General features: G+C 62.5%; 15 protein-coding genes. All 15 read right to left on the bottom strand.

Annotation, left to right across the window (positions count from 1 at the left end; all coding sequences use genetic code 11):
* Nucleotides 1–7: 7 nt before the first annotated feature.
* The 15 genes from DIE13_RS13530 to DIE13_RS13600 all read right to left on the bottom strand — a co-directional run bounded on the left by DIE13_RS13530 (nt 8) and on the right by DIE13_RS13600 (nt 13,651).
* Nucleotides 8–346: a phage tail protein gene (locus DIE13_RS13530; protein WP_124827672.1), complete on the bottom strand. Its 339-nt coding sequence runs from the start codon at nt 344–346 to the stop codon at nt 8–10.
* A complete protein-coding gene (locus tag DIE13_RS13535; RefSeq protein WP_124827673.1) occupies nt 346–4,449 on the bottom strand; it encodes a phage tail tape measure protein in 4,104 nt (1,367 codons plus the stop codon). Before DIE13_RS13535 ends, DIE13_RS13530 begins: the two co-directional genes overlap by 1 nt.
* A gap of 13 nt (nt 4,450–4,462) precedes the next feature.
* Nucleotides 4,463–4,741, bottom strand: a complete 279-nt coding sequence (locus DIE13_RS13540) for a DUF4035 domain-containing protein (RefSeq protein WP_124827674.1) — start codon at nt 4,739–4,741, stop codon at nt 4,463–4,465.
* Nucleotides 4,738–5,202: a phage tail assembly chaperone gene (locus DIE13_RS13545; RefSeq protein ID WP_124827675.1), complete on the bottom strand. Its 465-nt coding sequence runs from the start codon at nt 5,200–5,202 to the stop codon at nt 4,738–4,740. The genes DIE13_RS13540 and DIE13_RS13545 overlap by 4 nt, the downstream gene beginning before the upstream one ends.
* A 30-nt stretch (nt 5,203–5,232) precedes the next feature.
* Nucleotides 5,233–5,697 carry a phage tail tube protein gene (locus DIE13_RS13550; RefSeq protein ID WP_124827676.1) on the bottom strand — a complete coding sequence of 155 codons (465 nt, stop codon included), beginning with the start codon at nt 5,695–5,697 and terminating at the stop codon, nt 5,233–5,235.
* 61 nt (nt 5,698–5,758) lie between these two features.
* The gene (locus DIE13_RS13555; RefSeq protein ID WP_124827677.1) at nt 5,759–6,103 is read right to left on the bottom strand and encodes a DUF3168 domain-containing protein; all 345 of its coding nucleotides are present in this window, start codon (nt 6,101–6,103) and stop codon (nt 5,759–5,761) included.
* Nucleotides 6,100–6,522 (bottom strand): HK97-gp10 family putative phage morphogenesis protein, encoded by a 423-nt coding sequence (locus tag DIE13_RS13560; RefSeq protein ID WP_124827678.1) that lies wholly within the window; start codon nt 6,520–6,522, stop codon nt 6,100–6,102. The genes DIE13_RS13555 and DIE13_RS13560 overlap by 4 nt, the downstream gene beginning before the upstream one ends.
* The gene (locus tag DIE13_RS13565) at nt 6,515–6,841 is read right to left on the bottom strand and encodes a phage head closure protein (RefSeq protein WP_124827679.1); all 327 of its coding nucleotides are present in this window, start codon (nt 6,839–6,841) and stop codon (nt 6,515–6,517) included. The genes DIE13_RS13560 and DIE13_RS13565 overlap by 8 nt, the downstream gene beginning before the upstream one ends.
* Nucleotides 6,842–6,851: 10 nt before the next feature.
* Entirely contained in the window at nt 6,852–7,436 is a 585-nt protein-coding gene (locus DIE13_RS13570; RefSeq protein ID WP_124827680.1) for a head-tail connector protein, read from the bottom strand.
* Nucleotides 7,437–7,486: 50 nt separating this feature from the next.
* Nucleotides 7,487–8,752 carry a phage major capsid protein gene (locus DIE13_RS13575; RefSeq protein ID WP_124827681.1) on the bottom strand — a complete coding sequence of 422 codons (1,266 nt, stop codon included), beginning with the start codon at nt 8,750–8,752 and terminating at the stop codon, nt 7,487–7,489.
* A gap of 68 nt (nt 8,753–8,820) precedes the next feature.
* The gene (locus DIE13_RS13580; RefSeq protein WP_260435051.1) at nt 8,821–9,612 is read right to left on the bottom strand and encodes a head maturation protease, ClpP-related; all 792 of its coding nucleotides are present in this window, start codon (nt 9,610–9,612) and stop codon (nt 8,821–8,823) included.
* Entirely contained in the window at nt 9,578–10,867 is a 1,290-nt protein-coding gene (locus DIE13_RS13585; protein ID WP_124827682.1) for a phage portal protein, read from the bottom strand. Before DIE13_RS13585 ends, DIE13_RS13580 begins: the two co-directional genes overlap by 35 nt.
* Nucleotides 10,864–12,540 carry a terminase large subunit gene (locus DIE13_RS13590; protein ID WP_124827683.1) on the bottom strand — a complete coding sequence of 559 codons (1,677 nt, stop codon included), beginning with the start codon at nt 12,538–12,540 and terminating at the stop codon, nt 10,864–10,866. The genes DIE13_RS13585 and DIE13_RS13590 overlap by 4 nt, the downstream gene beginning before the upstream one ends.
* A 44-nt stretch (nt 12,541–12,584) precedes the next feature.
* Nucleotides 12,585–13,088: a hypothetical protein gene (locus DIE13_RS33410; protein WP_124827684.1), complete on the bottom strand. Its 504-nt coding sequence runs from the start codon at nt 13,086–13,088 to the stop codon at nt 12,585–12,587.
* A 194-nt stretch (nt 13,089–13,282) separates the two neighbouring features.
* A complete protein-coding gene (locus DIE13_RS13600; protein ID WP_124827685.1) occupies nt 13,283–13,651 on the bottom strand; it encodes an HNH endonuclease in 369 nt (122 codons plus the stop codon).
* Between the last annotated feature and the right edge of the window lie 25 nt (nt 13,652–13,676).

Genomic DNA, 13,676 nt, shown 5'->3' on the forward strand with positions numbered 1-13,676 from the left:
CCAAGCCTTATGGTGCGAAAGTCTGTTCAAACTGAGCGGTGATCGTGTAAGCGCGGCCGTTCTTCACCGGCTCGCTGTACTTCTCACACACGAATAGCCCCTGCGGCCGGAGCGGCGGCGTCCAAAAGAACGACACCGCGCCGGCATGGTCGTCAAGGAACTTGAGGATTTCGGAAATCTTGTCCGCCTTCCCCACGAACCGAAGGTTGTACGTCGACTTCCGGTTGTTCAGCCCATCGGCCGAGCGCTGCGTATAACCGTCGCCAAATGACGCTTTGGCAACCTTCAGCGTTGCGTCGCCGCCGAACCCCTCCACCGTCGGTGACCAGTTAAACGTGTCGGTCATCACCCAATCCCATTCTTGAGTTTCCAGAGCGACCCGCCTTGCCGGCTTTCCGTCGCAATGAGCGCCTGCATCATCTGTTTGAGCTTCTTCACGAATTCAGCGCTCGCCATCATCTGCGACGGATCCCCCGATCCACCTTCGATCGTGACTGGGATATTCAGCATGACGCCCCCATCCTGACTTCCGAACGATCCGCCATCGCCAGCCCGGCCACCACCGACCAAACCGCCGCTCGCAAACTTCGGAAATCCGACGTCACGCCCGCTGTTGATCGCCTCCAGTAACCGGAGCACACCGGGTTTTCGTACGGCAGCAGCACGCACCACGAATTCATCGTTCGAAAGCCACGCAGGAATGCTGTCGCTCGTCGACGTACCCGGACCCGTCACGCGACCGCCGGTTGCCAGGTGGAAGCCGTATGTATTGCCACCACCGCTCGAGACCGCGTTGCTCAGACCACCGGCCAAACCGCCGAGCAGCGACGACGAACTGAACCCGGATGCCCCGGACGCACCTAGGCCGATCGCATTCCCGAGCCAGCCGAACACTGGCGCGAGTGCAGCGCGAGCGGCAAACCGCGCAAGGTCGGCGATCATGCTGTCGACGAGCCCGCGGAAATCCAGCTTGCCGGTCGACGCAAACGACGCGACTGCATCCTCAAGGCTGCGGAACGAACTGGTAAAGGCTTCCTCGGCGCGGCCGGCGGCGTTCTCCGCGGACTCTTGATAGAGCGCTACCGCCCGGCTCGCACCGACGCGCCAATCACGCTGCAACGCGAGTCGCTGATCCAGATAACCGCGCTCACGCTCGACCTGCTCGGCCTCGGCCCGGTTGATGCGTTCAATTTCCGCCTGGTACTCCGGCGACCCGAGCGTGCCGTCCTTCCGCGCGCCCTTCGTGAAATCGTCGCGCCTGCGCCGAAATTCGTCCCCTACACGATTCGTTGCCTGATTGAGCTCGCGCGCGTTGTCGCCCATCGACATCGCGGCGAGCTCGCGCTCGACGTCGCGCTGACGTTCCGACGCGTAGTCGGCAAGCTCGGCGTCGATTTGCGCGCTGCGCTCTTTCAGCTTGTTGATCGCGTCGTGATATCTGACCTCCTTTTCAAGCTGCACCGCCCTGTCGTATGCAGCCCGGATCGACGCCTGATCACGGACCAAGCTCTTGTCGCCGTCGGACAGCTTCGTACGCTTGCCGAGCAGATCGGTCAGCTTCTGGTCGAAGCCGATCCGATCCTTCTCAGACTGCGTGAGCTTGTCTGTCGCGACTGCCTCGACACGCAGCTGCGCGATCCGTTGCTCGATGTTGCCGATCAATCGCTGGCTTTCCGGATCCGCCCGGGATCCTCCCGACCGAGTCTTGTGCCCGAGCCCAGGGGCATTCACGCCGATGCGCGCGACCTGAGCCGCCGACTCCGATACCGTGTCGTCGAACGCCTGCTTGCCGCGAGCCGCGGCGGCCGCACGCGCCGCATCGGCGTTAAATCCGAACTTCTCGAATTTCTTGCTGACCAGATCAGCTTGGAATTCAGCCAACGCGCCAGCGACGACCATCTGCTGATTCATCAGCGCAAGCTCGCGCGTCAGGTTGTCGATATTCCGACGTGCGCCAGCCTCGGCTTTTGCATCCTTGTCCTGGATCGCCTTCTCGAGCGATTTATATGCATCCGCGCGACCGGCGATCAAACCCGCCTGCCGTGCCTCGGCTGCGTTCGCGCCCTTCGTCTTCGCTTCGTATTCGGCGCGCTGCTGCGTGGTCATGCCGATGACGGCAGACGCCTCTTTCAGCTTGTCGACGTATTTGCCCCACGCCTCGGACGCCATGCCGCCCGCGAAGAAATTGTTTTCCTCCGTGAGCAACCTCATACCGTCCGACGTCCCGCGAGCCGCAGCCTCCATCGCGGCAAGCTGGCGCGTGCTCTTGTCGGCCGCCGCGCCCGCCGCATCGATCGACACCGCGGCCTGCACCAGCTCGGCCCGAAGGTCATCGCCGCCCTTCGTCGCGTCGACAAACACACCGACCAACCGAGAAAGCTCGCGCGACTTCTCGTCGACACCAAGGTTCTCCGACTTGATCCGTTTCAGACCGTCAAGGAATCGGTCCAGTGCTACCTGGTTTTCGTCTGTGATAATCGGCGCGCCATCGCCAAACCCCGGAACGATGACGCTCTGCGACGCCCGCGCCGCAAGGCTGCTGTAAGCGGACGCAATGTCGTCCTTCGCCGCCGCCTGCGCCTGCTTGACGCTCTGCCGCGCCGTCTCCTGCTGCAGCGTCGTCAACTGACGATATTTCTCGATCAGTTGATCGAGTGGAGCCTGCATGTCGATCAGGCTCGACGTCGCACTGCTCGCGTGATCCCGGAATACCAGCCAGTTGACGGCCGCACCGAGTGCCACCGTACCGACGGTCGTCAGGATGCCTGGCAGGCCGCCAACCACCGACAGCAACCCAGAACCAACCGTTCGCATCAGCGAACCTGCGCGAGCGGCGGCCGTCTGCGCGACTGCGGCTCGCTCGGTCGCCGCAGCAAGACCGGCAGTCGCAGCCGTCGCGCCCCGTTCGGCGCTTTCGCGCGCCCGCGTCGCAGCAGCCACCTCACGCTCGGCAACGGCGAGCCCTTTCGCAGTTTCCGCCAGCGCCGCGGCATAGCGCGTCTGGTCGACCGTCCCCTTTGCTGCCGCCGCCTCCAACGCGACACGGCGCTGCTGCGCGAGCGCGAGTGACGCCTCGGCCCGCACAAGCTCACCCTGAGCCGACGCCGTCTCGCGCGCGATAACCGCGGCGTATGGCGTGCCCGCAATCCGCGTGCCGATTTCCTGACTGTTCGCGAGGTTCGAGCGCGCCGTCGCGACCTGCGCGACCGCGCTTGCTTCGATCGCTCGCGCCTCTGCGACCTTCGCTTCGGTGTATCGAATCGATCCCGCCGTCAAAGCCGACTGCATGGCGAGGCTTTCGCGCATCGCACGCATACCAGCCAATTCGGCCTGCGCAGCCACTTCCGCCGCCTGTGCGTTCTGCAGCTTTGCCGCCGCCGCGTCGCGGTCGCTCTGCGCCCTGGTGATCGTCACCAAGGCCGCTGCGTTCTCCGCCTGCGCTTTCGCGATCAGCGCCTGGCGCTCGGCATTCCACGCGACCGCCGACTTCCCTGCCGCGACTGCGGTCTGCACGAAATACACAGCGAGCCGGCCGGCCGCGAGCGATGCACTGATCTTCGCGATTTCGTCGATGTGCTCGGCAACGTAAATGATGCCTTGCGACAGCTTCGCGCTAGCGCCGGTAGCTTGATCCGCCTCACCGATATATTTCAGGATCTCCGTATGCAGGCGCGTCATCGACTGATCGACAGTCACCTGCATCTTGGAGAACAGCGCGTCCGTGCTCGTCGCGGCGTTCTTCAACGCGTCGATGAGGTTTTCGACGGTCAGCTTGCCCGCTTCCGCCATCCCCTTCAGCTCGGACGAGCTTCGCCCCATCCCGCGCGCGATTGCCTCGGCGACGCCGGGCAGTTCTTCAAGCACGCTGTGCAGATCCTGGCCGCGCAACTGACCAGACGCGAACGCCTGTCCTAGCTGCACGATACCCATCCGCGCCGTATCGGCCGAAACGCCGGACAGCGCAACCGCCTTGCTGATCGTTTCGACCAGCGGGCCAACCTGCTTGATCGACAAGCCAAGATGGCCCGTGTTGTTTGCGATCCGCTGGTACAGCTCGGCGGTTGCATCCAGCGGCTGGCGCGCCGTGCGCGCGATCTGGACCACATCGTTCTGCGCGATCGCAAAATCGGTCTGGTCGCGCGTGACGATCTTGAGGCGGTTGCTCAGGTTCGTCCACTCATCCGCGTATTCGATGAGCTGGTGCACACCGAACGCCGCGGCTGCAGCCTCGGCATATCCCCGGATAGATCCACGCGCGGCCTCGATCGCGCGCACCGTCACCTGCACGCTCGCAGCGTTCGACGCAAATGCCGCATCTGCGATCCGGCCTCCATCCCGGACCGAATTAAAATACCCAGCGGTTTCCGACCCCATCCGGCTCATGCGCCGGTCGTATTGGTTCGTGTTCGCGGTTACGCTGACGACCAGTTCGCGGAGACTCGTTGACATACTATTTTTCCGCCTACTCTACCAATCTCATTAGGCCTGCGAAGAATGGATCGTCCGCAACCTCCTCAACTTCCACCGAATCTCCACCCCAGTTCGGCATCATGTCGGCGACTTTCACCTTCGCACCCTGTGCCTGGAACACGGCCGACGCGACCATCGCGGCATGCAGGTCGTACCGGTCATCGCTGATCGGCGATTCCGCATCCAGCGCCTGCCACAGCGCAAATTCAGCCGTCGACATCTGCGCGCGCAGCTCGGCAAGCGTCTTGCCGAGCCGCAGCGCCAACGTCAATTCGAGTCGGAGATCGGGGTTTCGGCGGAAGGCTTTTTTCCTTCAGCCTCCGGGTCGACGTTGAGCTTGCCGAGTTCGATCGCCTTGCTGACGACGCGATCGTGTGCGACGCCATACACGGCGGCCACAGCCTCGGCGTCACCGTCCTCGAACATGCGACTCCAGCCCGTATCCGTTTCGGTGAACAGCACGCGGACGAACAGGCGTGCGTAGGCCATCTGATGCACTTCCGGGCTCAGCTCCCCGTACTTCGCGCGCGCCGTTTCTTCATCGTCGCCTACCTCGACGCCGGCGGCCAGGCGAAGCGGCTCGAGCCAGAACGCCCGATCGCCGAGCAGCGGCTCGCGCACCGCGACGGTTTCACCGCCCCATTCCGGCATCGGCAGAAATTCGTGCTTCCAGCCCGCGAGCGGATTGAGAATCGCGGCGCGCAGCACGCCGGCTTTTGCTTTGGTTGTCATCTTCAATTCCTTGTTGGTTCGCGAGATCGATTAGCCTGCCGGCGGTGCAGACGGCGGAACGGCCTTGGGCGATCCGCTGAGCCGCACGCTGTACGTCGAAGCCACGATGCCGTCCACACCGGCCGACCACGTGTACTGACGCACCATGCCGATGAACAGGAACTGCGAGCCGTCCCGGAACGTCACGCGGAATACGCGCTTCTCGCCGGTCGCGCGAGCACCACGGAGAATCCCTTGGCCTTCGTCGTCGGACGAATAGTTGCCATCGATGGAAAATTCGCCGGGATCGGGCAAGCCCATCTCGGATTCCTTTTCGTCGCTCGCGAGCGTCGTCGCATCGATCTCCGACGATTGACCGCCCTGCCATTGGACCGTCTTGCTCGTCGTGTTGAGATCGACGAAAACGAGAGTCTTGTCGTCGAGGTCCGTCGAAACGGTCTTCGACACCTCGACCTTCGTACCTTGCGCCTTGATGCGCTTGCTTTTCTCGGCCATATGCCCCTCAAATTCAAATGAAAAGGCCCGCGCTCGGCGGGCCTAACAGAAACTGAAACGGTCAGAACTGCACGGATATTTCGAGGCTCACCCGGAAATCTCCGGTATCGCTCGAGAAGTCGTCAGGCAGTTCGCTGATACCACCCACGGCGAACCGCCCGCTCGACGATGCCCGATCGATCACCTGATCTGCGATCGAATCGGCCTCCGTATAGGTGCTCGCGTAAACATCGATCTGGAACATGCCAGACTTACCGCCAGTGACTCCGCCAAGCGCCATGTCGCGCTCGCCGCTCACGCGCGACACGACGTAGTACGGCGATACCGCCTTCGATCCAGCGACGCCGACGTACCCTTTCGCGACACCCACAGTGCCGATCGCGTCGCGGACAGCCAATGCGCTCAAAATCCACCCCCGACAACCTGATCGATCGCGCGCGCAATTTCAGTTCGGATTGCCCCTTCGGCCTGAGCTATCGACGCATCGAACGCCGGCCGCATAAACGGCTCGGCCTTCATGTGCTGTGTGCCGAGCTCAATGAAACGCCAATAAAAGGCGTTGCCCGGGGAGTCGCCCTTCCCTTTCATGCGCACACGGACCCCGGCCGTCGCCAAACCCGGTGCATCCTTCTGCCGAAGTGATGCCGCGACGATATTTCGGCGCAGCTTCCCGGTTTTCTTCGGCGCTCGGGCGCGGGCCTGGTCACGAATCACCTTCGCACCGGCAACCGTCGCACGCCGGAGCGCCTTCGTAGAATGCGCCTTCGCCAGTTTCGCGAAATCGGCCTGAAGGTCGGCCATGCCCAAAATTTGTACGCTAGACATACTTCTCCCCCACCTTGACCGACAGATCGAGATAGCCGCGCTTGCGCGCCGGCAATACCGCCGTGATGTCATACAGCCGGCCGTCGTAGCGCACGCGCATCTGTTCGTCGATACCGGCTCGGTAGCGGATGCGCATGCTAGCAATCGCCGCGCCACGAATAGCACCTGAGACGACGTGCTCTTTCCCGTTGAGGAAACGCACGTCAGCCCAAGGCCTCGAATGCTCGACCCATGCGTCCGGCAATGGCTCGTCGTTCTCGTTCACCGCGCCGCTTCGCCGCTCGATGACGATGCGCTCGCTCAGTTTTCCCGCCCGCATTATTTCCTCGCTAGATGCTGATGATCGTGTGACGCCCGATAAGCCGGTTCGTGAAATCTTCGCTCAGCGAACTCACCGTGCCATCAACTTCCGATTCTCGATGCTCGGACAGCGTGCCGAGCTGCAACAGCATCCAGGCGATCAGCGACTCGGGCACAGAGTCCGGCGCCTCGAATGCGCCGCAACGAAACCGAACCTGCACGTCCTCGCCGTACGGAAACATCTTCCGTGCCACGAGGTACGCCCGGTCCATCACGCGATACGATGCTGGCGGCAAGACCTGCCGCACACCGGCCTCATCGAAATACGACACGTCAACGATCTCGATTACGTCGTTCCACAGCAGAATCCGGTCGGGCGGAAATGAATCGACCCGAACACGACACTCCTGCGGCAACAACGGACGGGACAGCGCGGTCTCGAGCGCTTCGCGCGCAGCGACGATATTGCCCTTCAGCAAAATATCGTCGTCGTCGCAATCGATCCGACAATGCGCTCGGGCCAGATCGAGAGTGATCGCTTCCGCCTCAGGGCGCTTCATTACGTCGACGCGTCCCACCGCGACGCGCAGCGGATATGCCACCTGCTCGACCATTTTTTCCTCACGTCGAATGTGCGGCCGCCCCTTAGTGGCGGCCCTGTTCATCAGCCCTGCGGTGCTGCCGGCTGGCCCATCTTCAGCGCCTTCACGGCACCGCCGATGTCGATCAGGTTGCCGCCCTGACGGTTGAAGCCGACGAAACCGACCTGGCCCTTCAGCGTGTAGCGCGAGTCCGTCATGCGGAACATCGTGAGATCCATCACTTCGCGCACGATGTATTCGGAATGGTCGCCGAACGTCAGCGGCTTGGCGCCGGCTTCCGGAACGTCGTATTCCTGCACGATCGTAATCGGGCGATTCAGCAGCCGGTCCGGCGCACCACCCGGACTACCTTGCTCATAACCGGGCGCGAAAATCGGACGCTTCTGCTCATCCTTGATCTTCCGGACGGCCTTGAGCATCTGATCGTGCATGGCGTAACCGCAATTCGGCCGTGAGCGATAGGCCGGATCGACACTGTGTTCGAGGTCGAGCAGATCGTCGTAGGTGATCAGATTCGGCGACTCGGCGGTAACGCCCGTGCCGACGGCTGTCAGCAGACCGACCGGTTGGCTGTTACCAGTGCCCTTGGCGAAATGCCGCGCAGTGATCCGGCCGATGCGCGTTGCCAACAGCCGGATGATGTAGCTTTCCAGGTCGAACATGCTGTCCTGCAGAAGCTCCATCGAAAGAGCGATCGACTTCGACGAATAGCGGAACGCCTCCAGCGACTTCGAGAGGAATTTCGTGTCGCTGTCGCCAGTTTCCTCGTTCTCAGCGACGATCTCGCCCTCTTCCGTCGTTGCGTCCGTAGCCGGGAACATCATCGCCGCGCCGGTCCCCGTCGGCAGTACGGTAGCGAGCTGGCGGAGGCCGCCGAACGCTTTGAGTGCCTCCGACAGCTTGCGATAGAACTCCGGAGCCACGGTATAGCCACCGGCCGCCGGATCACCGGTCGACATGGCGTTCTGGATATCCGGCGTCTGCCGCGCGAGCATGCGCGCACGGTCCTCGTCGGTCAGGGCCAGCACGCCGCGCCGGAGGAACGTGCGAATCGCGCGCGACTCGCCCTCATGCGCACCCGGCGTCTTGACGTGAGCGTTGATCAGGCCCTCGGGATTGCCGGCGAGTGCTTCTTCGGCGAGCCGGTTCATCAGCCCTTCGTGACGCCTGATCTCGGCGCTGACACGATCCATCTCGGCGAGGCCTTCGTCGTACGCCCTTTGCTGATCGGTGCCCCACTTGTCACCCTGGTTGTTTTCCAGCAGCGCGTTCAGATTTTTCGCGAGTGCGTCGCGACGCTCCCGCAGTGCTTGAATTGCAATAGCCATACAGTCTCCATCGACAGAAAAAGAAAGGGCTACCCGAAGGCAGCCCTTTGAATCGACGCGGGAACGCGTCACGAACGTTGTGCAAGCTCCAGTCGTCGCCGCAGGGCATCCATATCCGCTGCCGCTACGGGCGCCTGCGGAACCGGCTTCGGCTCGGGCAACTGCTCCGGCGGGGCGAACGCTGCAGGGCCACGCGCCGGCGTCTGCGCATGCGCCGCGTTCGGCGCACGTTCGTACGCCGAGAGATTCCACGCGGACGCCTGTGCATCCGCGCCAGCGCCCGCGAGTCGATCAGCAAAGCCGCGTTGCACGGCCTCGTCGGATGACATCCACGTTTCGGCGGCCATCCATGCAGAAATATCGTCCTCACTTTGCCCCGTCTCCTTCGCGTAGGTTCGCACCAGCGACGCGTCGACAGCGTCGAGCAGCTTCGCCGATTCGCGCAGATCGCCCGCATTTCCCATCGCGAATGTCCATGCGTTATGAATCATCACGAACGCACCGTCCGTAATCTCGACTTCGTCGGCCGCGAGCATCACGAAGCTGGCCGCGCTCGCCGCGACGCCGTCGACGTGCGCAATCACACGCGCCGAATGCCCGCGGATCGCCGTTTCCATCGCGCGCGCGGCAAACACGTCGCCGCCCGGGCTGTTGATCCGAAGGTGGATCGTATCGGCCGTGATGCCGGCGAGCGCCTGCACGAACGACTGCGCGGAGACGCCGCCCCACCAATCGTCGGTCACGATCACGTCGTAGAGGTAGACAGTCGCAACCGAGCCGTCGTCGCTCGCCTTCACGCTGAATGCCCGCGGCGCCGCGCGGTTGTCATTCAGCAGTTGGAGGATTCGGTTTCGTCGCATCTTTGGTCCCTGAATTTAGTGTGTTTCCGTTCGCCTCCGGCGGCATGTTGAAGCGGCGCCGCACGTCGTTTTGCGTCATCCAGCCCGGCTCACCTGCGCGGCCGAGCGCGATGCGGAACGCCTCAAACCGCGATTTCATGTCGCCAAGGTCGAGCGCGTCGGCGTCGTGTTGAATCGAGCGCTTCGGCTTTCGAACCACCTTCCGACCGACTTCCTGCGCGATCTTCGTGAGGTGCCGGCCCAACGTGTACTTCACGAAGTGCTTCGCAAGCTGCTCGGCCGTCGTGCCGATCGTCGTACCCTTGTCGCTTCGGCCGACCATGTGCGGCATGACTCCGAACACAGAGCACACATCGTCATCGGTCAACTTCCGGTTTTCGATCAACTTCACGTCTGCCGCCGACATCGAAATCTGCTTGATGTCCATTCCGCCGCCGAGCACGACCGGTGCAGAACTGTTGTGCAATCCGCTGTATCGCTGTATCCACTGCTTGCGCAGCAACGCGATCTGATCCTCGTTCAATTTGCTCTCCGACTTGATCACAAGATCGGGACGCAAGTTGTCCGACAGCATCGTGTCGACCAACTGGCCAGCGGACGACGCAACGTTGACCGGCATGCGAAGCACACTGCGGATTTGCGAGAGCCCGCGGCGACCGTCGAATCCGGGGCCAGGAACATGGATCATGTCGTCCTGATCGACCGTCATCACGACGTTGGTGGCCGGATCGAGATACGTGTACACGAGACGACCGTCGACCAGATCAACCCACACCGACAGCGGATGCAACGGTTCGACCGACTGGATTCGCGACGACCAACGCGTAACGCGGTGGATACGCGAAAACAGATCGCCGTGCAGGAGCAGGCCCGTCATGCCGAATTCCCACCCCACCGCTGCCGGCCACCGCGGATGCAGCTCTTCGTTAAACAGCTCCCAATATTCCGATTCCACCGGCAGCACGCCGTTAGGGCCGCGCTCGTACTCGACCAGCGGTGTCGAAGCGACCGCACCGCCGATCAGCGCCACGCAGGAATAGACGGTCGCGACGCTCAACGCACCACGTTCGCTCACCGCCCGCCCTGGTGTCTGCAAGCCGGTCATCCAGTCATATGCATCAGTGCCGGGAACGATCTGGCTCGTCGACACCGCCGAGGCATTCACCTTAGCCGCCTGTCGATCAGCGTTCCATTGGTTCAAAATTCGCGAGCCGCTTGCGTTCGCGCGCGGCGCACCGTTCGTTGCGTTCGTCATAGGATGTAGATTTCCGGGTCCGCTTCGGGCTGATACGTGACCGCACGCGTGGTTGCCATACAGGCCGCGACGATCGGATCGATGCGCCCGTTCGGTCGCGACTTTTTCTTGTCGGGCCGGATGTTGTCATTCGAATCAAGCATCAGCGTCACATTGCTCGCGCACCAACGCATTACCGGATTTCCGCCGTGCCGCATGCTGCCGCCATACACCAGTCGCTCAAGCTGCTTCGCTCCCGGCGAGAGCCCCGACATGTTCTGTTGTACCTGGACCATCGGAATATCTGCCTCGAGCAGCTCGTTCACGATCTGCGTCGCATTCCACGGATCGAACGCAATATCCTGCACATCGAATTTCCGACATGCACCGACGATCGTGTCTCGAATGATCGAATAGTCGGTCACCGCACCAGGCGTAACCGTCAGCCATCCGAGCTCGGCCCACTTTTTATACGGCGCGGCGTCGCTACCCTCCTGCGTATCGACCTTCGCCTCGGGCGCGAAAATATGCGCGACCACATGCCACTCGCCGTCTGGGCCGAGCTCTTCGACAATGTCCCCGCCGTCGTCGTACGGAGGAAAGACGAGCACGAACGCGCTCAAATCTTGCGTACTCGCAAGGTCGAGTCCACCGAAACACCGCCGGCCGGCGAGAATCGCAGGATCGAACGGCGCACCGCATCGGTCCCACACCTGCATGTCGAACCAGCTCAACGCACCGTTGACCCAAACGTTCAGGTCTTTGGTGAGAAAGTTCGCCTTGGCGCTCGGCAGCTCGGCCGCCTTCGCCGCCTGCGCACGCATATAGTCGACCGTCTTCGCGCTGCCTAGGCTCGGGTTCGCCTTGATCCAAACAGCAGGGTCGAATGGATCATCATCATCGTCGAGCGTATAGATGTAGCCGAAGAAGCTGTCGTCGATCTTTTCGCCACGCAGGATCATGACGAGATAGCCACGAATCTCCGTGCAGATTCCGTCGAGGATGTAGCCGGCCGTCGTGATGGCGGAAATTAATGGCTGGAGCCGCGCGCCGAGTGCTGACTCCATCACGTCCCATACCTCACGCGTCTTGTGCGCGTGCAGCTCGTCCACCATACAAACCGATGGGTTCAAGCCGTCGAGCGATTCCGCGTTTGCTGGCAGCGGCTTGAACACGCTGCTGCCGATCACGATCCGCTCTTGGTTCGTCCCGTCGTACACCTTGATCGATCTCGCCAGCCGTTTCGATCGCCGACACCGACGACGGTAGTTATCGAGCGCCGGCTTGAACACGCTCATCGCCTGCTCGCGAGTCGTCGCGATCGTGTACACCTCCGCGCCCTGCTCACCGTCCATTAGGAACAGGTAATCGCCCTGCCCGGCTTTCCACGTCGACTTGCCGTTCTTGCGCGCGACCTCTTCGTACCCAGTGCGAAAGCGCCGCAGCCTGGAATCGAAACGTCGCCAACCGTACATCACGGCTGTCCAGAACCGCTGCCACGGATCAAGCATCAATGCCTGACCGGCGAGCGCGCCCTTGATGTGAAGGAACTGCCGCTCGATGTAGTCGATGACGTGATGCGCATGCCCGGCACTGAACACAATGCCGCGCGCCGGACCGTCGATCAGATCAACGTAGTGGCGCTTGACCGAAAGAAACACGAACTCGCCGACGACAATCTCGCCTTGCAACACCGGCAGGCCGTACTCAACATCCCATCGATGCCGAATCGCTGGTGTCAGGCGGGCAAGCTCGTCGGCCGAGAGCGCGCGTGATTCAGCAACTCTTCGAACAGGTCGTCCTGTTGGTCCGAGTCGTCCATCTTCGATTTCGCGATCAGCATCGACGGCGTCGTCAGGCAGGCTTCCGGCAAACACTTGAGCAGCCCCTCTTTCAACGATTTCGCCGCGTAGTAGAGTTGATGCGGCTGCGAATGGCCGTTCGGCGTTACCGTCATGAACGACCCGTGATTGATCTTCTCGAAATCGCGCAGCTGCAGTTCGACCTTCACCCACCGCACGAAGTCAACGCACACGATCGCCAGCGCGACGCCAGCAGTCCGGTGCGGCACGCCTTCGGCGCGCAACGCGAAACAGAGGTAGTCCCACACCTTGCGGTGCGCAGACTCAAAGTGCACCCCGGGCGGCGGCGGAGGCGATTCGATCGCCTTTCCAACGCCGCCGCCCGATGCGCACGACTCGTCGGCATCGCCGACGTCGGCAAACGGTTGATTCGGACTCATGTGAGGCTTCCCGTAAGCGAGCCGGCGAAAAACTCATCTCGCGTTGCGCGATCGGCTCTATGGGGCGGCTTTCTTAACCCCCCCCTATTCAAAAAGTGGTCCGCGATAAAATGCGGCTGAACGTTCGGTCCCAGGCAAGGGTCCGAAAAATTAAAACCACCCCCCCCTGGTTCGGGGCGACGGCCGGCGCCCGGTCAGCGTCGCCCGCGTCCGCGCGCGGCTTCGCTCGCGGTCTTCGCGTCGTGACACGGTTTGCAGATCGACTGCAGATTGGTCAGCTCGTCAGCACCGCCGTCGGCCTTCGACACGATGTGGTCAACGGCGACTGCACGAGCGATTCGGCCTTTCTTCCTGCACGGCACGCAGAGCCCGTTGTCGCGTGAGAGTGCTTCGCGCCGCAGCTTTGTCCACGCTGTTCCGTATCCTCGGGCGTGACGCGAGCCGCGCAGGCGGTCCGATTGCCAACCGACCGCGTCGGCCGCATGCTCGGCGCAGTAGCCCGGCGTCACAACCAGCCGACCGCAGCCGTAATGGCGACATTGCGTCGGCGCTTTCTTCGGCATCACGAACTCCAATGCAAAAAGCCCT

Source organism: Burkholderia sp. Bp9016 (assembly GCF_003857765.1).
In the GTDB taxonomy this organism is placed as follows: Bacteria; Pseudomonadota; Gammaproteobacteria; order Burkholderiales; family Burkholderiaceae; genus Burkholderia.

Coding starts and splice junctions, on each gene's coding strand:
- DIE13_RS13530 (WP_124827672.1), bottom strand. CDS start 346: ATGACCGACACGTTTAACTGGTCACCGACGGTGGAGGGGTTCGGCGGC.
- DIE13_RS13535 (WP_124827673.1), bottom strand. CDS start 4,449: ATGTCAACGAGTCTCCGCGAACTGGTCGTCAGCGTAACCGCGAACACG.
- DIE13_RS13545 (WP_124827675.1), bottom strand. CDS start 5,202: ATGACAACCAAAGCAAAAGCCGGCGTGCTGCGCGCCGCGATTCTCAAT.
- DIE13_RS13550 (WP_124827676.1), bottom strand. CDS start 5,697: ATGGCCGAGAAAAGCAAGCGCATCAAGGCGCAAGGTACGAAGGTCGAG.
- DIE13_RS13560 (WP_124827678.1), bottom strand. CDS start 6,522: ATGTCTAGCGTACAAATTTTGGGCATGGCCGACCTTCAGGCCGATTTC.
- DIE13_RS13565 (WP_124827679.1), bottom strand. CDS start 6,841: ATGCGGGCGGGAAAACTGAGCGAGCGCATCGTCATCGAGCGGCGAAGC.
- DIE13_RS13570 (WP_124827680.1), bottom strand. CDS start 7,436: ATGGTCGAGCAGGTGGCATATCCGCTGCGCGTCGCGGTGGGACGCGTC.
- DIE13_RS13575 (WP_124827681.1), bottom strand. CDS start 8,752: ATGGCTATTGCAATTCAAGCACTGCGGGAGCGTCGCGACGCACTCGCG.
- DIE13_RS13580 (WP_260435051.1), bottom strand. CDS start 9,612: ATGCGACGAAACCGAATCCTCCAACTGCTGAATGACAACCGCGCGGCG.
- DIE13_RS13585 (WP_124827682.1), bottom strand. CDS start 10,867: ATGACGAACGCAACGAACGGTGCGCCGCGCGCGAACGCAAGCGGCTCG.
- DIE13_RS33410 (WP_124827684.1), bottom strand. CDS start 13,088: ATGAGTCCGAATCAACCGTTTGCCGACGTCGGCGATGCCGACGAGTCG.
- DIE13_RS13600 (WP_124827685.1), bottom strand. CDS start 13,651: ATGCCGAAGAAAGCGCCGACGCAATGTCGCCATTACGGCTGCGGTCGG.